Source organism: Acinetobacter sp. ANC_7654 (assembly GCF_056779855.1).
Map to the genome: position 1 here is coordinate 46381 of NZ_JBWYIR010000012.1, position 17706 is coordinate 64086.

At 37.0% G+C, this 17706-nt stretch carries 18 protein-coding genes and 2 tRNA genes; 4 read left to right on the plus strand and 16 right to left on the minus strand.

Annotated elements, in window-relative coordinates; translation table 11 throughout:
- Positions 1–221: 221 nt before the first annotated feature.
- Together guaA and AC1M86_RS12725 are read right to left on the minus strand one after the other, a co-directional pair.
- The gene (guaA, locus tag AC1M86_RS12720) at positions 222–1790 is read right to left on the minus strand and encodes a glutamine-hydrolyzing GMP synthase (protein ID WP_481589363.1); all 1569 of its coding nucleotides are present in this window, start codon (positions 1788–1790) and stop codon (positions 222–224) included.
- Between the two features lie 233 nt (positions 1791–2023).
- Complete coding sequence (locus tag AC1M86_RS12725; protein ID WP_481597744.1) at positions 2024–2440, minus strand: DoxX family protein; 417 nt, start codon at positions 2438–2440, stop codon at positions 2024–2026.
- A gap of 198 nt (positions 2441–2638) precedes the next feature.
- Between AC1M86_RS12725 and AC1M86_RS12730 the strand changes: the two genes are divergently transcribed.
- Positions 2639–3286, plus strand: coding sequence for a DedA family protein (locus tag AC1M86_RS12730; protein ID WP_180028967.1), 648 nt, complete (start codon positions 2639–2641; stop codon positions 3284–3286).
- A 75-nt stretch (positions 3287–3361) separates the two neighbouring features.
- Here the strand turns inward: AC1M86_RS12730 and AC1M86_RS12735 are convergent, their stop codons facing one another.
- The 5 genes from AC1M86_RS12735 to AC1M86_RS12755 all read right to left on the minus strand — a co-directional run bounded on the left by AC1M86_RS12735 (position 3362) and on the right by AC1M86_RS12755 (position 6220).
- Positions 3362–3952, minus strand: coding sequence for a LysE family translocator (locus AC1M86_RS12735; protein WP_092767920.1), 591 nt, complete (start codon positions 3950–3952; stop codon positions 3362–3364).
- Positions 3953–4151: 199 nt separating this feature from the next.
- Positions 4152–4541: a hypothetical protein gene (locus AC1M86_RS12740; protein WP_416224328.1), complete on the minus strand. Its 390-nt coding sequence runs from the start codon at positions 4539–4541 to the stop codon at positions 4152–4154.
- Positions 4542–4576: 35 nt separating this feature from the next.
- Complete coding sequence (locus tag AC1M86_RS12745; protein WP_180028975.1) at positions 4577–5413, minus strand: ParA family protein; 837 nt, start codon at positions 5411–5413, stop codon at positions 4577–4579.
- Between the two features lie 79 nt (positions 5414–5492).
- Positions 5493–5885 carry a SirB2 family protein gene (locus tag AC1M86_RS12750; RefSeq protein ID WP_180028969.1) on the minus strand — a complete coding sequence of 131 codons (393 nt, stop codon included), beginning with the start codon at positions 5883–5885 and terminating at the stop codon, positions 5493–5495.
- A gap of 26 nt (positions 5886–5911) precedes the next feature.
- A complete protein-coding gene (locus AC1M86_RS12755) occupies positions 5912–6220 on the minus strand; it encodes a BolA family protein (RefSeq protein WP_035268950.1) in 309 nt (102 codons plus the stop codon).
- Between the two features lie 227 nt (positions 6221–6447).
- Here AC1M86_RS12755 and AC1M86_RS12760 point away from each other — a divergent pair.
- The 3 genes from AC1M86_RS12760 to AC1M86_RS12770 all read left to right on the plus strand — a co-directional run bounded on the left by AC1M86_RS12760 (position 6448) and on the right by AC1M86_RS12770 (position 8285).
- Positions 6448–6520: transfer RNA gene (locus AC1M86_RS12760), tRNA-Gly, on the plus strand.
- A gap of 47 nt (positions 6521–6567) precedes the next feature.
- A tRNA-Gly gene (locus AC1M86_RS12765) sits at positions 6568–6643 on the plus strand.
- A 271-nt stretch (positions 6644–6914) separates the two neighbouring features.
- Positions 6915–8285 carry a phosphohexomutase domain-containing protein gene (locus AC1M86_RS12770; protein ID WP_481608104.1) on the plus strand — a complete coding sequence of 457 codons (1371 nt, stop codon included), beginning with the start codon at positions 6915–6917 and terminating at the stop codon, positions 8283–8285.
- A gap of 39 nt (positions 8286–8324) precedes the next feature.
- Here the strand turns inward: AC1M86_RS12770 and galE are convergent, their stop codons facing one another.
- From galE to AC1M86_RS12815, 9 genes are read right to left on the minus strand one after another with little or no spacing between them, the layout of a single operon-like run.
- Positions 8325–9344, minus strand: a complete 1020-nt coding sequence (gene galE, locus AC1M86_RS12775; RefSeq protein WP_481608105.1) for a UDP-glucose 4-epimerase GalE — start codon at positions 9342–9344, stop codon at positions 8325–8327.
- Positions 9337–11010, minus strand: coding sequence for a glucose-6-phosphate isomerase (pgi, locus tag AC1M86_RS12780; protein WP_481608106.1), 1674 nt, complete (start codon positions 11008–11010; stop codon positions 9337–9339). The genes galE and pgi overlap by 8 nt, the downstream gene beginning before the upstream one ends.
- The gene (locus AC1M86_RS12785) at positions 11010–12266 is read right to left on the minus strand and encodes a nucleotide sugar dehydrogenase (protein ID WP_481608107.1); all 1257 of its coding nucleotides are present in this window, start codon (positions 12264–12266) and stop codon (positions 11010–11012) included. The genes pgi and AC1M86_RS12785 overlap by 1 nt, the downstream gene beginning before the upstream one ends.
- Positions 12267–12277: 11 nt before the next feature.
- Positions 12278–13153 carry a UTP--glucose-1-phosphate uridylyltransferase GalU gene (galU, locus tag AC1M86_RS12790; protein ID WP_481608108.1) on the minus strand — a complete coding sequence of 292 codons (876 nt, stop codon included), beginning with the start codon at positions 13151–13153 and terminating at the stop codon, positions 12278–12280.
- Positions 13154–13182: 29 nt separating this feature from the next.
- Positions 13183–13800 carry a sugar transferase gene (locus AC1M86_RS12795; RefSeq protein ID WP_481596446.1) on the minus strand — a complete coding sequence of 206 codons (618 nt, stop codon included), beginning with the start codon at positions 13798–13800 and terminating at the stop codon, positions 13183–13185.
- A gap of 54 nt (positions 13801–13854) precedes the next feature.
- A complete protein-coding gene (locus AC1M86_RS12800) occupies positions 13855–14628 on the minus strand; it encodes a glycosyltransferase family 2 protein (protein ID WP_481608109.1) in 774 nt (257 codons plus the stop codon).
- Positions 14629–15795 carry an EpsG family protein gene (locus AC1M86_RS12805; RefSeq protein ID WP_481608110.1) on the minus strand — a complete coding sequence of 389 codons (1167 nt, stop codon included), beginning with the start codon at positions 15793–15795 and terminating at the stop codon, positions 14629–14631.
- Positions 15782–16849, minus strand: a complete 1068-nt coding sequence (locus AC1M86_RS12810) for a glycosyltransferase (RefSeq protein WP_481608111.1) — start codon at positions 16847–16849, stop codon at positions 15782–15784. Before AC1M86_RS12810 ends, AC1M86_RS12805 begins: the two co-directional genes overlap by 14 nt.
- 8 nt (positions 16850–16857) lie before the next feature.
- Entirely contained in the window at positions 16858–17697 is an 840-nt protein-coding gene (locus AC1M86_RS12815) for a glycosyltransferase family 2 protein (RefSeq protein ID WP_481608112.1), read from the minus strand.
- Between the last annotated feature and the right edge of the window lie 9 nt (positions 17698–17706).

Sequence of the window (17706 nt, forward strand, 5' to 3'; positions counted from 1 at the left end):
TCTTAAAATATAGAATTCTTCTAAATTAAATTTTAGATAAAAAAATAGGAAGGACGCCTAAGCGTCCTTTCTATTGGGATATGTCTTGATTTAGATACTGCCGCGCACGCAGCGCTTGGGTAATTCAAGCGGACAGCCATGCTGTCCGAAATCCCCCACTGCCGCTGGGACAGCCGTTGGCGTAATTTAGGCAAGAAACGTTGTTTCTTGAAAGCCCTAAATTACTCCCATTCAATCGTAGCAGGTGGTTTAGACGATACGTCATAAACAACACGTGAAACTTCTGCAATCTCGTTCATGATACGCGTCGAAATTTTATCAACAAGATCATAAGGAAGATGCGCAAAACGAGCCGTCATAAAGTCAACTGTTTCAACCGCACGAAGTGCAATCACCCATGCATAACGACGACCATCACCGACTACACCCACAGATTTCACTGGTTGGAATACAGCGAATGCTTGTGCAGTTTTGTCATACCAACCACTTGCACGAAGTTCTTGCATGAAAATATCATCAGCTAAACGAAGAATGTCAGCATACTCTTTCTTCACTTCACCCAAGATACGAACACCAAGACCTGGTCCTGGGAATGGGTGACGATAAAGCATCTCAAATGGTAAACCTAAAGTTGTACCCAAACGACGTACTTCATCTTTAAATAAATCACGAATTGGCTCAACCAATTCAAAAGCGAGATCTTCGGGTAAACCACCCACGTTATGGTGTGATTTAATCACATGTGCTTTACCTTGTTTGCTTGCAGCAGATTCAATCACATCAGGATAAATCGTACCTTGCGCAAGGAAGTTCACGCCATCAAGCTTACGTGCTTCTTCAGCAAATACTTCGATGAACTCACGACCAATGATTTTACGTTTTGCTTCAGGATCAACTTCACCTGCCAAAGCGTCAAGGAAACGTTGTTCAGCATCAGCACGAATCACACGGATACCCATGTTTTTCGCAAACATTTCCATCACTTGATCCCCTTCATTTAAACGAAGAAGACCATTGTCAACGAATACACATGTCAATTGATCGCCAATTGCTTTGTGAAGCAATGCAGCCACAACAGATGAATCTACACCACCTGAAAGACCAAGAAGAACCTTCTGATCACCAATCTGTTCACGTAATTGTTCAACACGCAAATCAATGATGTTTTCAGAATTCCATAGGCTACGGCAACCACAGATCTTTTGTACAAAGTTCTCAAGTAACTCTTTACCTTTAGCAGTATGGGTTACTTCAGGGTGGAACTGGATACCGTAGAAACGACGAGCTTCGTCAGACACCATTGCCACTGGGCAGCTTGGTGTACTTGCAGTAATTTGGAAACCTTCTGGAATTTGAGTCACTTTATCGCCATGACTCATCCATACTTTCAATTTGTCTGCTGAATCTTCAAGATCGCCAATTAGAGCATCACGTACTTTAATATCGACTTCAGCATAGCCAAACTCATGAACTGTACCCGGTTCAACTTTACCGCCCAACTGAGCAGACATCGTTTGTAAACCGTAACAAATACCCAATACTGGTACGCCTAAGTTAAACACAACTTCTGGCGCACGTGGGCTGCCTTCAACGTGAACACTCTCAGGACCACCTGAAAGAATAATCCCTTTTGGATTAAATGCGCGGATGTCCTCTTCCGACATATCAAAAGCATACATTTCAGAATATACGCCTGATTCACGTACACGACGTGCGATCAATTGGCTATATTGAGAGCCGAAATCCAAAATCAGGATACGATCTTCGGTAATTTGAGTATTGGTAGTCATGATAACAACTATGAAAGGCTAACGAAGGATTAGCGCGCTATTCTATCATTTTTATTAAGCTTACGCACACTATTCAAATCTCTCTATATTTCAATACATTATTATTAAATATTATCTTTTTATTCAACAATTTCAGTTGATTGCTTTGATCATGCAAGCCTTGGAGTTACATTCAGATCACGATGCAGCAGGCGAATAATTCTCTCATTTCACCTGCATTGCGTATTCGTCATTTATTTTTCAAAACGCTGATCCACACTCCATTGACCTGCACCATGCAATACGAGAAAGATTAGACCACCCGCCATAGCAAAGTTTTTCATGAAATGTATCGAATCTTCAGGTGTACCATGAAAAAGAAATGCGGTAACTAAACTGAAACCAGCTAAAGCTGCTGCGAATAATCGTGCTTGCACTCCAAACAACAGTGCTAAGCCTCCACCCAGTTCAACCAAAATGGTTATTGGCAATAATGCACCTGGCACACCCATCGCTTCCATATATCCAACTGTCGCGCTATAACCTGCGAGTTTGCCCCATCCCGCCACAATAAAGATATATGCTAAAAGGACACGTGCGACGAAGGTTAAAGTTGCATGCACTGTGGGTTGAGCAACAATTTTTTGAATCACTTGATTTGGATTAAACATTGGGTTGACCTATCTATGTTTTGTTTTTGGTAATGACCCTAGATTAGTAGCTTTTATTTTTAGGATAAATAATCAATACAAAGAATCAGCGTTGCATAATCAGAACAATAATTCACCTATAATTTAAATCAATTGACTACTGACATCAGCGCCGATGGCTGTTAGCATTTGAACACATTTTTGCTCAGTTCACCCCTCATGGATTTAATCGATTTTATTCTGCATGTAGATGATCATCTACTTGAATTTATTACCAATTATGGCATTTGGATTTACGGAATTTTATTCCTGATTATTTTCGTAGAAACGGGATTAGTGGTCATGCCTTTTCTACCTGGGGACAGTTTACTGTTTGCAGCAGGTGCGTTAGCAGCCTCAACAGGTGCAATGGATCCGTGGCTCTTGGGCATGTTGTTATTCACTGCGGCAGTACTGGGTGATACCTTAAATTATCATATTGGAAAATATATTGGACCACGCGTTTTTGAGATTGAATCTCGATTTATCAATAAAAAACATTTGGTTTATACGCAAAAATTCTTCGAAAAACACGGTGGTAAAACCATTATTTTTGCGCGTTTTGTCCCATTCGCACGTACATTTGCACCCTTTGTCGCTGGTGCAGGAAGCATGAACTACAAGTACTTCATTACTTATAATGTCGTTGGTGCTTTCTTGTGGATTTCTTCGTTTATCACCTTGGGTTATTTGTTCGGTAATATGCCGATCGTGAAAGATAATTTCACCCATTTAATTTTCGGAATCATTATTCTGAGCGTATTGCCGGGGATCATTGGCTTTATTCGCCACAAGTTTTTCCCAAAGAAAAATCCCGAAATGATGTAATCATCTTAGGCTTCAAAAAAAGCAGATTCTCCACCAAGAATCTGCTTTTTTTATCACTACAAAATATTGAATGGCTTAGAAAAATCCAATAATGACAGGTAACATACTGAGCATAAGTAACATGGCAGAACCTTTGTATAAGCGATCTGCGCTGACCACCGTCTGATTCCCTGCCAAGACTTTACGACCAAAATACATCCAAAATAAAGCACATGGAATTAAACATAAGGTGAATACACCCAAAACTAAAAAATAGTTTTGAAAAGAATCCCAAGTCCATGCTGGAAAAATACCAACTGCAAACAAAATAGATTTTGGATTTTTCAGTGTCGATTTAAAAAGATGACTGCGACTCATTCGAATGTTTTTTTGGCTCAATTGCTTAAGATGTGAAGCTTTCCATAAATGAAAAGCCATCCAAATCACATAAACTGCACTTACCAAATGTAAGATATGAATCAGCATCGGCCAAATTGGTAGGGTTAAATGCACCAACAGTGCCCAAATGCTAATGCCGTAGATATAACCCAGTAATTCAAGAGGTACGAAATAGAATGCTTTTAATACGCCATGGTGATGTGCTGCGCTAGCCAATAATGCATTGGTTGGACCGGGAATAAGTAATACCGCGAACACTGCAAAAATATAAAGCCAACTTTCTACCATAGATTAAAATCAGAGATTTAGAGGAGGCACACCTTAAACGAAAAACGAATTTAAAGACAAGTTTTTAAAGTGAAGGAATGATGAATGTCGCGTCTATTTTCAGTTAATAATTTTATAAAATATTGATTTTAATAAATTTACATTGAAACATTTTGCTAAAAAAAAGCTGCTCAAGCTCAGTTTGAACAGCCCTTTTAAATTACTGAGCTTGCTGTTGACGCTTAGGAACATAAGGACAATTTTTAAATGTTGCCGCTTGTGAGATCGCATCTTGCTCACCATATAATCGCGACAATTCAGTATTTTTGGTATTCGATGACTGTCCCATATTGACGGAAACTGAAGGACCAAAGCCCCAACCGCCACGGCCCCAGCCACCACCAACACCTAGACCAACGCCAACACCTGTACGTTTAGGCGGTTGTACACCATTATTGATATACTGCTGAATACGATTGAATTCAGCACCAAGTTGTACACAGTTCAATGCTTGATATTGCGTCGGAGAAACATAACTCGGTTTAACCGTCGTCGCACAAGCAGTCATCAATACAGCAACCGTACCGACTGCACTAAGTTGCATGACCATTTTCATCGCGCGTGAGTTCATACACTTCTCAAATCTTATTTATTCTCGATTTCATTGAACAATGATTGGTAGGCCTGCGTCAATTTATGATCTGTATTTAAATAGATTAACGGCATATTTTTATGATGAGACTCTTTCATCAATACCGACGGTGGCAACATCGCATTGAGCACAGGTAGTTGCTCATCTCTGAGCTGCTGTACCACTTCACGAGGAAGTTTTGCTTGCGCTTGAAACTGGTTAACGACGATACCTTCAATTTCCAAGCGATCATTATGATCATCTTGGGTTTCCATGATGTTTTCGATCAACGTGTTTAAAGCACGCTTAGAAAAGACATCACAATCGAATGGAATCAACACTCGGTCTGCTGCAATTAATGCCGACAAAGTAAAAAAATTAAATGCAGGCGGTGTATCGATATAGATCCGATCATAAGTCCCTGCTAGATGCTGAATCGCATCACGCAGCTTATAAATTTTATGTTTGGATTCGAGGCTATGCTCTAAAGCACCAAGCGAGGGACTTGCAGGCAAAACATCGAGAGATGGGAATGGTGACTGATGTATATAGGCTTCTAAGCCTTTATTTTTATTTTTGAGTAAATTTCCAATGGCTTGACCAATCAAACCTTTGCTCGACTGATTCGCCAATACATCTTCGAAAAAATTTTCAATATTGGGTTCTAGTGCAGGTTTATCGGCATTATAAGTCGCATCATCCCCCAATAGATACTGACTGGAATTGGCCTGAGGATCGAGGTCAATGACAAGTGTCTTAAAACCCTGATGTGCACTCAGTGCAGCCAAGTTTACTGTAATACTGGATTTACCAACGCCACCTTTTTGATTAAACACCACACGTGTACGCATCATTCCCTCTAGGCTCAATTCATTCTATGAATCAAGTTTAACCTAGAGGGGTGAGAGCCTAAGCGATTGTGTCTAACAATTAACCGAAAGTTGGCTTAATCATCACAATGCCAATAATGGCCATAAATGCGACACAACTAATCAGTACCCCCGCACGACGTTGAATTAACAGTACAGACGCATCTTGGCGGTATGCTTTAATTAATGAAGATAACATTACGATCACTAAGACCACTTTGGCATAGAACCAAGGCTGAACTTGAAAATTATTCAAAAACAATAAAATCAAGCCTGTCCCAATGACCAAAGTAAATGCCAAATGTTGAAGCGCAACATAAGCCTTACGTCCTTTCGGATTGGGTTGTTGATTTTCGACGCCAAAATATAAGGTTGTCGCACGTGCTAATACAGCAATGATCAACAAGAGCAAACTCGACATATGCACGATTTTAATGACTAAGTGTGTATCCATTTCAGCCACTCTCCTACTTTTAAAATTTAAGCTTTCGGTGCATGTGCACATTCAGGACTATTTGGCGCTTGACCAGTCCATTCAGTTGGCACATAAGCATGAATCGCCAAAGCATGAATCTTTCCTGGACTCAATAGGTCACCCGCCAGTGCATATACTTTTTGATGGCGTTGTACTAAACGTAAGCCTTGAAACACTTCACTTACAACAGTGACTTTAAAATGCGATTCTTTACCAGGGAAATAGCCACCATGACCTGATGACTCATTCACCACGTCCAAGTGCACAGGAGACAATTGTTGTAAACGTTCAATTAATTGTTGCTCTAAAGTCATGCTTACATTCCACACGCATTCATTGGTTGCCAGCAGTATACCGTGAAGTTTTAGAATAAAAAGTAAATAAAACACACCGCCATTGGAGAGTTACGCTTTAATCTTGAGCTTAAGACCTATCAAAAATTAAGCGAAATACATTGAAATGCTTTAATTTTATTCAATCACACGATATTTTTTTATAAAGTTGTTGACCCTGATTTTTCATGCTGTATTATACACGGCATGCGGGAATAGCTCAGTTGGTAGAGCATAACCTTGCCAAGGTTGGGGTCGGGAGTTCGAGTCTCCTTTCCCGCTCAAAATTTTTTCATTCAGTTTTTTCACTTAAAAAATTGATAGACTCCGCGGGAATAGCTCAGTTGGTAGAGCATAACCTTGCCAAGGTTGGGGTCGGGAGTTCGAGTCTCCTTTCCCGCTCCAGATTCAAAAAAAGCCCTGATATTCATCAGGGCTTTTTTATTATTAAAATTTTTATAAATTCATTTTTTAAAACCAATAAACGTTTACTGCACTTTTTCCAAAAAAATTCATCCACTTATGAGCGCTGCTTTACTTACAATCAAAAATAAGCATTATAAAGTAAATTAATTTACTGAATTTAAATGTAATTTTTCATCTCAACCCATGCCTGACTTACATAAAATCGCTATAATTTTCGTATTCAATTTACTCAATAGATTAGAACCTTAACATGGAAAAATTAACCTGTTTCAAAGCCTATGATATCCGCGGAAAATTGGGCACAGAACTCAATGAAGATATCGCATACCGTGTTGGACGTGCTTATGGCGAAATTTATCAACCTCAAAAAGTAGTGGTCGGATGTGATGTGCGCTTAACCAGTGAAGCACTGAAACAAGCCACCATCAATGGCCTGAATGATGCAGGCGTTGATGTTTTAGATTTAGGCATGACTGGGACTGAGGAAGTTTATTTCGGTGCATTCCATCTTGATGTGCAAGGCGGGATCGAAATAACAGCCAGCCATAACCCGATGGACTATAACGGCATGAAGCTTGTACGTGAAAATGCTCGTCCGATTGGTGCAGACTCGGGTTTAAAAGATATCCAACTTCTTGCTGAAAAAAATCAGTTCAAAGCAGTCGAAATTAAAGGCACAACTCAGCATTATAATATCTTGCCTGAATTTATTGATCATTTGATGACCTATATTGACCCTGCTAAAATCAAACCACTAAAACTCGTGGTCAATGCGGGGAATGGTGCAGCAGGTCATGTGATCGATGCGATCGAAGAAAAATTTAAAACCCTGAATATTCCAGTAGAATTTATCAAAATTCATCATGAAGCGGATGGCAACTTTCCAAATGGTATTCCCAACCCCATCTTAGTTGAAAACCGTGCAAGCACCTCCGATGCTGTACTTCAACATCAGGCTGACATGGGCATCGCGTGGGATGGTGACTTTGACCGTTGTTTCCTTTTTGATGAAAAAGGTCAATTCATTGAGGGGTATTACATTGTCGGTCTCTTAGCACAAGCATTTTTACTGAAACAAAAAGGCGAAAAAATTGTGCATGATCCGCGTTTGGTGTGGAATACCTTCGATATTGTTGAACAATATCAAGGTGAAGCTGTGCAATCGAAATCAGGCCACTCCTTCATTAAAGATAAAATGCGTGAACACAATGCAGTGTATGGTGGTGAGATGTCAGCGCACCACTACTTCCGTGATTTTGCCTATTGCGACAGTGGCATGATTCCATGGTTATTGGCAATCTCGGTTGTCTCTGAAACGGCAAAACCACTCTCTGCTCTGGTTGAGGAAATGATTGAAAAATTCCCATGTTCTGGCGAGATTAACTTTAAAGTTGCGGACACAAAAGAAACCATTCAAAACATCTTTGATCATTTTGCTGACCAAAAACCCAAAATTGATGAAACGGATGGCGTCAGTTTAGATTTTGGTGCTTGGCGTTTAAATGTACGGGCTTCAAATACAGAGCCATTACTCCGTTTAAATATTGAAAGCCGTAAAGACAAAAATCCAAAGCCGATGCAAGCTTATATCGATGAGCTCACTCAACTCATTCAGGCTTAAAACCACATAAAAAAATGGAGCGTTGTAACGCTCCATTTTTTATTCACGATAGCCATTTGGATTTTGTTTTTGCCAATTCCAACTATCTGCCAACATATCTTCCAGATTCGATTTTGGCGTCCAACCCAATTCAGCAACTGCACGCGCATTATCTGCAAATGATGTTGCGACATCCCCTGCACGACGCGGTGAAAATTCGAAAGGAATCTCAATACCATTCACTTTTTCAAAGGTATTTTTAATTTCTAGCACTGAACAGCCATTGCCTGTCCCAATATTCCAAGCGCGACAACCTTGTGCATTTAAACGATTTTCCAGTGCGCATAAATGGGCATTGGCCAAATCCACCACATGGATATAATCACGTACCCCCGTGCCATCAACTGTGTCGTAATCATTACCAAAAATCGACAATTTTTCACGACGACCCACAGCCACTTGGGTCACATAAGGCATTAAGTTGTTTGGAATCCCCTGAGGATCTTCACCAATTTGACCACTTTTGTGCGCACCAACAGGGTTAAAGTAACGCAGTAATGCAATTGACCAACGTACATCGGCTTGTGCAAGTTTTTGCAATAACTGTTCAACAATCAGCTTGGTATAGCCATAGTTATTGCTTGGCATCCCTGTTGGCATCTCTTCATTGAGTGGTGAGACATTGGCTTCATCATAAACGGTTGCAGACGAGCTAAATACCAAATTAAAGACTTGGGCACGCTCCATCGCTTTAACTAAGCTAATCGAACCTGCAATGTTATTTTCAAAGTATTTCAGCGGGATTTGCTGACTTTCACCTACTGCTTTTAAGCCTGCGAAATGAATCACAGCATCAATCTGATGATCTTGAAAAATTTGATCCAAAATGGCTTGATCGAGAATATCACCTTCGACAAAGTCTAAAGATTTTGCAGTGAGTTGCTGTACTCGATTTAAGGATTCTTTTGAGCTATTGGATAAATTATCCAGTACGACAACTTCATGTCCTGCATCAAGGAGTTCCACACAGGTATGCGAACCGATATAACCTGCACCACCCGTCACTAAAACTTTAGACATTGTCTTTTCCCATTAATATCTGAATTAAACCTTGTGTCGACGCATCAAGCTTGGATAAATCTGTTTGTTCGCCACTTAAAATTGGCAACAGTTGATTGGCAATCTCTTTGCCTTTTTCAACGCCCCACTGATCAAATGGGTTGATATTCCAAAGCACCGATTGTACAAAGACTTTGTGCTCATACATCGCGATCAGCATGCCCAAACTATAGGGATTCAATTCTTGCATTAAAATGGTGGTACTCGGTTGATTGCCTGTATATTGTTTATATTCAGGTAAATCTGCAACTTCATTTTGATCCAATGCCTGATTACCAAATGCCAATAAACGTGATTGTGCTAAACAATTTGATAATGCCAAATGATGTTGTTCGATTAAAGCATCTGCATTGTCGATATAGGTAAATTGTTGCCCGTTATAACGTTTGACCGGTGCAATAAAATCACAACTGACGGACTGCGTACCTTGATGCAATAGCTGATAAAAAGCATGCTGTGCATTGGGTCCTACTTCCCCCCATACAATCGGACATGTATCTAAATCTACTTTCTTGCCATCGCGTTGAATCGACTTACCATTCGATTCCATTTCTAATTGCTGCAGATAAGAGGCAAAATATTTCAAACGGCCGTCATAAGGCAATACCGCATGGGTTTGAATATCTAGAAAATTCGTGTTCCAAGCACCCAGTAAACCCATCAGTACAGGAATATTTTTAGCAAAAGGGGCTGTTTGGAAATGCTGATCTATGGCATAAGCACCAGCTAGTAACTGTTTAAAGCCATCCACACCGACCGTTAAAGCAATCGGCAAACCAATACATGACCACAATGAATAACGACCGCCGACCCAATCCCAAAGGAGCAGTTGATTTTCAGGTGCAAGTCCCCAAGCGGTCATTTTTTCAGGTTTGGTTGACACCCCAATAAAATGGTGTTTTAAAATTTTCGCTTCCTGACCTAAAGCTTTTTCCAACCATAGACGCACGGTTTGTGCATTGGATAAGGTATCAATCGTCCCAAACGATTTCGATGAAATAATAAAAAGTGTCGTTTCAGGACGGAGCTTATGTAATAAATCTGAGAGCTGACTACCATCCATCGTGGATACAAAATGCACATTGAGTGGTTTGTCTGTGATTTTCTTAAAATCAGACAGTGCATGACTGACCATAAGTGGTCCTAAGTCTGATCCCCCTACACCAATATTGACCACATCCTGAATCACTTCACCCGTTGCACCGCGGTATTGACCTGCATGAATTTTATTGACCAAGGCATACATCCGATCAAGCTGTGCATGCACTTGCTTTGCCAATTCAGGATGAGACTGATCATGTTTCGGTAAGCGTAGCGCCCAATGCATGGCCGCGCGGTTTTCTGTATAGTTGATCTGTTCTGTAGAGAATAAACGCTTGATCCAAGGCGTGAGCTCTTGCGCATTTGCCCAAGCGACCAAACGACTTAAAACCTCTGCATGAATACGATGTTTACTAAAATCAAATACTATCGGTGAAACAGCCACTGAAAATTTTTCAAAGCGTGTGGCATCTTTGGCAAATAACTCAGTTAGATGTAATTGCGCAAATTCAGCTTTCAATGTGTTTAATTGTTGTATGACTGTCGCGCGATCTTCAACCGCATAAGGTTTTGCATGACTGCTCATTAGCGACCTACCCCCATATAAGCAAATCCTTGCGCTTTCACATAACTTGGATCATAAATATTTCGCCCATCCAAAATCAGTGGATGGGACATGGTTTTTAATAATTCAGCATAGTCTGGGCTCCAATATTGCTTCCAAGCGGTCAGCAAACACAGCGCATGTGCATCCTTGACTGCGTCATATTGGTTTGTGCAGTAGATTAAATCAGGACGATGCCTATAAATTTTTTCAATTTCAGGCAAAGCTTGAGGATCATGTAACTTCACTGTGACCCCTTGCGCCCAAAGGGCTTTTAACATGGTATGAATCGGAGATTGCTGAATACGCGCGGTATTTTCTTTAAAAGAAGCCCCCCAAATCGCAACAGTTTTACCGTTTAAATCGCCATGATAATAATTCCATAATTTGCGGAATAGAATTTCTTTTTGTTGTTCGTTAATATCCCAGACTTGTGCCAGTAGTTGACTCTTTGCACCCGTACCTAATACTGTTTGAGTCAATGTCAAAATATCATGGGAGAAGTTTTCCCCACCAAAACCTGCACCTGGATATAAATAAGATGAACCGATACGACTGTCCGCAGCCATGCCTTGACGTACTTGCTCGATATCAATACCCAATTTTTCCGCGACAATAGCCAAATCATTGATATAACTAATGCGTGTCGCCAACATGCCAGAAATACTCAGTTTGGTAAATTCCGCATCTAATACAGGCATAAATAGATATTGCTGTGTCCGTGGGAATAATGGTCTAAGTAGCTCTTTAATTTTGGTTTGAGCACGTTCAGATGAAGTACCTACGATGAGCTGCTTGGTCTGAGTCAAGCTAGTTAAAGCGTTACCTTCTTGGATAATATCAGGCAGATAAACCCAATCATCTTCTGATAAAATTTGTGCAAATTTTTCAGTACCATGCAGTCCTAGAGTAGATGCATTCATCATCAGTTTAGGATGAATAATGGTTCGAGATTTTAATTCTTTTAAGATCTCTATTGCTTGAATTTCTTCAGTGGGATTAAAACTAAAAAAATAAGCATTGATATCTAAAGGAATATGGGAAAAGTTGCAGTTTTTTAAAAAACCATTGGCTTGCTGTTGATCAAGCAGTCGCTTAACCGCTTCATCTTGGGTATAGGCTTGCTCTAATGTTGGTTTTTTTAAAACATCACACCAAAAGACCTGATGACCACTTTCAGCCATTAACCCTGCAAAAACACCTGCATACAGCGTCTGTCCAAATACTGCAACTTTCATATCTGTCTCTTTTATAGTTTTAGGTCTTTGATCAGTTCCTTAAATTCCTGACCTAATTTTGGATGATCGACACCATAATGCAGCACTGCTTTTAAATATCCTAACTTACTACCACAATCAAAAGTTTGACCTTTCATACGATAGGCTTCAACTGTATCGGTTTGTTGTAGCATTGCAATCGCATCGGTCAGTTGGATTTCATTGCCCGCACCTTTTGGAGTTTGCTCAAGTAATTGCATAATTTTCGCAGGCAAAATATAACGACCAACCACAGAAAGATTTGATGGTGCAGTACCAACCACTGGCTTTTCTACAATGCCTTGCATTTGGATGCTTTGACCTTCTGCAGGTGTAGATGCAACATCGACAATCCCATATTGATCAACCATATGATCAGGTACAGCTTCGACCATAATTTGTGATGCTTGAGTCTCATCAAAGCGTTGAATCATCAAACTTAAATCATTGCGTTCTGATGAGTCTTTAACAAGAACATCCGGTAAAAGAACTGCAAAATCATCTTCACCAACAACCGCTTTTGCACAGAGTACAGCATGACCTAAACCTAATGGTTGCGGTTGGCGTAAACTAATCACGCTCACATGAGACGGTAAAATTTCGGTAATTTCTTTGAGTAAATCAAATTTCTTCTTCGATTCTAAAGTCGTTTCAAGCTCAAAGCTTCGGTCGAAATAGTTTTCAATAGATGCTTTAGATGAATGGGTAACTAAAATAATTTCTTCGATACCTGCAGCAACAGCTTCCTTTACGACATATTCAATGGCTGGACGGTCAACAACAGTCACCATTTCTTTAGGGATAGATTTACTTGCAGGTAAAAAACGGGTACCTAAGCCTGCCACTGGGAGAATTGCTTTTTTGATCATGATAACTTTCACTGAGATGATGTAATAAATTAAGGATTTTTTGAGTTAGCTTCTTGAGAAGATCCTGAAAAACGTTCTGCACCTACTGTTTGATCAGGCGCATTAATACCCTCTTTATTGAGCATAACCTTTACAGTCTTTAACATAATTTTAAAATCTAGCAAAATGCTCTGCTGCTCCACATATTGTACATCTAGCGCAAATTTTTCTTCCCAAGATAAATTATTACGCCCGCTGACTTGTGCTAAACCTGTCATACCTGGTTTAACCTCATGTCGGCGCATTTGTTCAGGTGTATAATGATCTAAGAATTCTTTCATTTGTGGTCGTGGACCTACAATACTCATATCACCATTCAATACATTAATAAGTTGCGGCATTTCATCTAAACTAGTAGCACGTAATTTTTGACCAAATGGTGTAATGCGTTTTTCATCAGGTAAAGGATTTCCATTCTTGTCAAAAGCATCTTTCATTGAACGAAATTTAATCATTTTAAATATTTTGGCATCTTTACCTGGTCTTTCTTGAAGAAAGAAAATCGGAGAACCTAAATTCTGACGAACCTTGTAAGCAACGATTAAAAAGATAGGAGATAGAATAATTAATGCTATTAAAGCGATCACAATATCGACTAAACGTTTCATTTTATGTATCTCCCTTATTTAATCCTTAATCTAAAAATCAAATTACCTTATTCACTAAATATTAAGTAATTTAGCAATATTTTTAAATTTAGATCTTATAATACCTCTTAAAGCATAATGACTAAAATAATAAATGCTAGATATAAGATTTAATTTTTCAATTTCACGATAAAGCTTCCAGTTAAATTGTGCTGCTTTCCACTTGTTTGCAGAAATAGAATCTGATCGTACTGTATAACTTGCAAGGTCTTCAGGTAAACAGTACGCATAATCTACCTGCTTTAAAATTTTTAACCATAGAGCAAAATCTTGGCGTTTCCGTATTAGAGGAAAGTAAACTTTGCCTATTTTTTTTGTATCATACATTGCTGTTAAACAACCAATAACACAAGTTTTCAAAAGATTATAATAATTAACTTTTATGGGAAAGCTTAGATCGCCAATTTTTTTTCCATTCTCATCTACCTGATGATAATGAGTAAATGTAAAATTATAATTATTTTTAAGCATAAAGTTAATTTGTTTTTCTAATTTTTCAGGGTGCCATGTATCATCACTATCTAAAAATGCAATAAAACGGCCATTTGCAGCTTCAATACCTATATTACGTGCTACGGCAGCACCAGAATTTTCTTCTAGTTTTATTAATTTTATCCGCGGATCTATCTGAACAAAATTATTAATAATCAAACAAGAATCATCAGTTGAACAATCATCAACAATAATTAGCTCCCAATTATTGTAGGATTGTTTTATTACAGATTCTATTGTTTTTTTAATAAAATTCGATGAATTAAACGATGGAGTAACAATTGATACTAAAAACATTTAAATTCCTTTTAAGTAATAAAATGGAGTAGTACCGATCCAGTCATACTTTTCCCACAAGGTGAAATCGGAATTGATAAATCCTGTTTTTTCCAACATAAACAAAACAGTCATAAATAAATTCAATATTAACAAAGCTCTTATATTCTTCTCGACCAACAATAACGAAACAAAATAACCCAAACAGTAAATTATGATAAAGTTCACCCTTTCAGATGCAAGATTAATACCCAGCAAACCAACAAAACATATAGATGTAAAAATAATTATATTGCGCATATAATTATTAACACTTTTCACATAAAAAAATGCCAATACAGACAAAAAAACTCCATATAATGCTAATCTATATGACGCAATTTGAAAACCGCTAATTCTTAAATAGAAATTTGACTTATAAGCAAAAAAATCAAACTTATTTAAAAAAAGCATAATATCTAAAAAAAACAACCTAGCAAATAAAAAAAACAAAGCTGTTAGCAAAACTAATTTTACAGAAAATTTTAAATCTATTATAAATTTATAAAGCAACCCAATAAACAGACTTGTATTATGAAAAACAGCTGAAAACAACCAATAAATATAAAATTTTTTATTATTATAATTACTTATCGCAAACAACAAAATAGCAATAGAAATAGCTTGACGTTGCAAAAAACCTAAAGTCACAAAAGACATAAATAATAAAGTAGTGGCTGTTACAATACCACGAAATTCATATTTAACTAATTTAATACCATGACACTCAAACCAAATAAAAAATATAAGTAAGGAAATAATTGTATTCCCTAGTGAAACATTAATACCATTAAAAGCAATTCCTAATTTATGTAAAAACCAGTAAACCAATGCCCAACCCGGTTCAAATGGAAAAATTTCAAAAACATCAAAAAAATTCATATTTTTTAATATATCATTTGCCTGAGAGTAAACCCTATAATCAATAATATCTGAAAATGTGTAATCTTTTGAATAAAAAATAACTACGATGCAAAAATAACATATAACAGCCAAGACCATCCTAATCTTACCAATATAATGACTTGGCACCAAAAAAAGCATAGAAACAACAACAACAAAGCAAAATAATGGTGTATACATTAATAGCAAAATTACAAAAAAAATTAATAGAGACAATTTAAATGTGACTAAATCAAAAAATTTCATTAAATAAAGACTCCCACATTAATGAAACATTCTCTAAATTAAAAACACCAATAGATGCTATAATAGATTTTTCATTTAGCACTTTTATTTTATCAAATGCCAAGAATTTATAAATATCTGCCTCATCGTTAACCAAAAATCCATTTACATTATCTTTAATTATATTTTTAGGACCATAAGGAGCATTAAAAGCAACACACGGTATTCCTCTAGAAAGCGCCTCAAGCAATACCATCCCAAAACCTTCCACTTTAGATGTCAACAATAGTGCATATACATCTTTATAGATTATATTAGGGTCTGATTCCGAATTAATTAATTTAACATATTTTTCAATTGAATACTTCCTTATAAAATTAATCAATTCTGATTCCATTTCTCCGAAACCATACATATAGAATAAAATACCACTTTCCCACAATTTACTTTTATAATATGACTCTAATGCCAGTTCAGGACGCTTTTCTTTTGAATACCGCCCCACATAAATTAATCTATTCCTTTTAGATTCTGTAATACCATATACTTTTTCAATTGGATTTGGTATATATACAGAATTAATCTTATTTTTTTTATAAATTAAATTATCATCCTCAGTCAAGGCTATAATTTTATCTAAATTCTTATAAAGAATATTTCGAATAAAACCAAAAGAACCTTTAGACTTATAAACTGCGGAAGTATGATCACATGCAATAACTTTAACTTTTCGTTTAAAAATTTTTAAAATAGAAAATAATAAATTTAAAGGCGGAGAGGTTGTCATATAGACTTTAGAGCCATCTATATTTGAAATAATTTTATACAATGACACAATAAACCAAAATATTTTTAGCATTCCAGAATAAAATCTAGTGTCATACTTCTCAATATTTAAGCTTACCACTTCAATTCTATCATCAACAAAGTATGGATACTTGTTAATAGGCCCCAAACTCAATATTTCGACTTTATGTTTTCTAACAAATTCATTAGATAATAATGAGACAACTTTTAATACCCCACCACGAGTCTCAAAATCAAATTTGTGAACAACAAAAGCTATTTTTTTCATAAAATCTCTCAACCAAATATACTTTTCAAGAAAGCATATAAATTACCAACACTTTTATAATTGAAAAACTTTCGAAGATAGACTTTTGCATTTAAATCTATACCAGCATAATTAGTCATATGTGTTTCTAAATTTTTTTGTTGTATAATATTTAACGAGTGCTTATCTACAAAATAATCAAATGATTTAATTACTTTTTCACCTTTTTTGTTTGTAATTCTTTCATGAGGGTGGCTCATATCTACGACATATAAATCTTCTCTTATTCTTTTACCTGGACCTAAGCTTAAAATACGGTACCAACATTCCAAGTCTTGCCACACATGCATCTGTGAATCAAATCCACCCACTTTTTGCAAATATTCTGTTTTGGTAAATATTTGATTGCCTATAAAATTGGCTTTTAGTAAATCTTCAGACTTAACTATATCCTTCATTGCAAATCGCTTATTTGATCTCATCTTGCCTTTTTTTAGAATATTAAAACTAAATAGGCATGAATAACTATCATCCCAATTTTTTACAAATGACTCTAATCTATTTTTAACAAAGTAATCATCATCATCCAATCCTGTAATATATTCTCCTTTTGCATTTTCAATAGCGATATTTCGACTTATGCAAGCTCCACTATTTTTTTCTTTAAAAAAATATCGTATACGTTCATCCTCTTGTGCTAACCGTTTTAAATAACTATGTGTGTCATCAGTTGAACAATCATCTACAACAATTACTTCAAAATTTTGATATGTTTGATTTTGCACAGACTTAATAGCTCTTTGTAAAAGCTCAATACGATTATAAGTTGGTATATAGACTGTAACTAGTGGTTCAATATTAGCTTTCATTTCAATGTT

What these genes read in the sequence shown, in the direction of transcription:
- guaA (WP_481589363.1), bottom strand. Translation starts at nt 1,790, where the DNA reads ATGACTACCAATACTCAAATTACCGAAGATCGTATCCTGATTTTGGAT.
- AC1M86_RS12725 (WP_481597744.1), bottom strand. Translation starts at nt 2,440, where the DNA reads ATGTTTAATCCAAATCAAGTGATTCAAAAAATTGTTGCTCAACCCACA.
- AC1M86_RS12730 (WP_180028967.1), top strand. Translation starts at nt 2,639, where the DNA reads ATGGATTTAATCGATTTTATTCTGCATGTAGATGATCATCTACTTGAA.
- AC1M86_RS12735 (WP_092767920.1), bottom strand. Translation starts at nt 3,952, where the DNA reads ATGGTAGAAAGTTGGCTTTATATTTTTGCAGTGTTCGCGGTATTACTT.
- AC1M86_RS12740 (WP_416224328.1), bottom strand. Translation starts at nt 4,541, where the DNA reads ATGGTCATGCAACTTAGTGCAGTCGGTACGGTTGCTGTATTGATGACT.
- AC1M86_RS12745 (WP_180028975.1), bottom strand. Translation starts at nt 5,413, where the DNA reads ATGCGTACACGTGTGGTGTTTAATCAAAAAGGTGGCGTTGGTAAATCC.
- AC1M86_RS12750 (WP_180028969.1), bottom strand. Translation starts at nt 5,885, where the DNA reads ATGGATACACACTTAGTCATTAAAATCGTGCATATGTCGAGTTTGCTC.
- AC1M86_RS12755 (WP_035268950.1), bottom strand. Translation starts at nt 6,220, where the DNA reads ATGACTTTAGAGCAACAATTAATTGAACGTTTACAACAATTGTCTCCT.
- AC1M86_RS12770 (WP_481608104.1), top strand. Translation starts at nt 6,915, where the DNA reads ATGGAAAAATTAACCTGTTTCAAAGCCTATGATATCCGCGGAAAATTG.
- galE (WP_481608105.1), bottom strand. Translation starts at nt 9,344, where the DNA reads ATGTCTAAAGTTTTAGTGACGGGTGGTGCAGGTTATATCGGTTCGCAT.
- pgi (WP_481608106.1), bottom strand. Translation starts at nt 11,010, where the DNA reads ATGAGCAGTCATGCAAAACCTTATGCGGTTGAAGATCGCGCGACAGTC.
- AC1M86_RS12785 (WP_481608107.1), bottom strand. Translation starts at nt 12,266, where the DNA reads ATGAAAGTTGCAGTATTTGGACAGACGCTGTATGCAGGTGTTTTTGCA.
- galU (WP_481608108.1), bottom strand. Translation starts at nt 13,153, where the DNA reads ATGATCAAAAAAGCAATTCTCCCAGTGGCAGGCTTAGGTACCCGTTTT.
- AC1M86_RS12795 (WP_481596446.1), bottom strand. Translation starts at nt 13,800, where the DNA reads ATGAAACGTTTAGTCGATATTGTGATCGCTTTAATAGCATTAATTATT.
- AC1M86_RS12800 (WP_481608109.1), bottom strand. Translation starts at nt 14,628, where the DNA reads ATGTTTTTAGTATCAATTGTTACTCCATCGTTTAATTCATCGAATTTT.
- AC1M86_RS12805 (WP_481608110.1), bottom strand. Translation starts at nt 15,795, where the DNA reads ATGAAATTTTTTGATTTAGTCACATTTAAATTGTCTCTATTAATTTTT.
- AC1M86_RS12810 (WP_481608111.1), bottom strand. Translation starts at nt 16,849, where the DNA reads ATGAAAAAAATAGCTTTTGTTGTTCACAAATTTGATTTTGAGACTCGT.
- AC1M86_RS12815 (WP_481608112.1), bottom strand. Translation starts at nt 17,697, where the DNA reads ATGAAAGCTAATATTGAACCACTAGTTACAGTCTATATACCAACTTAT.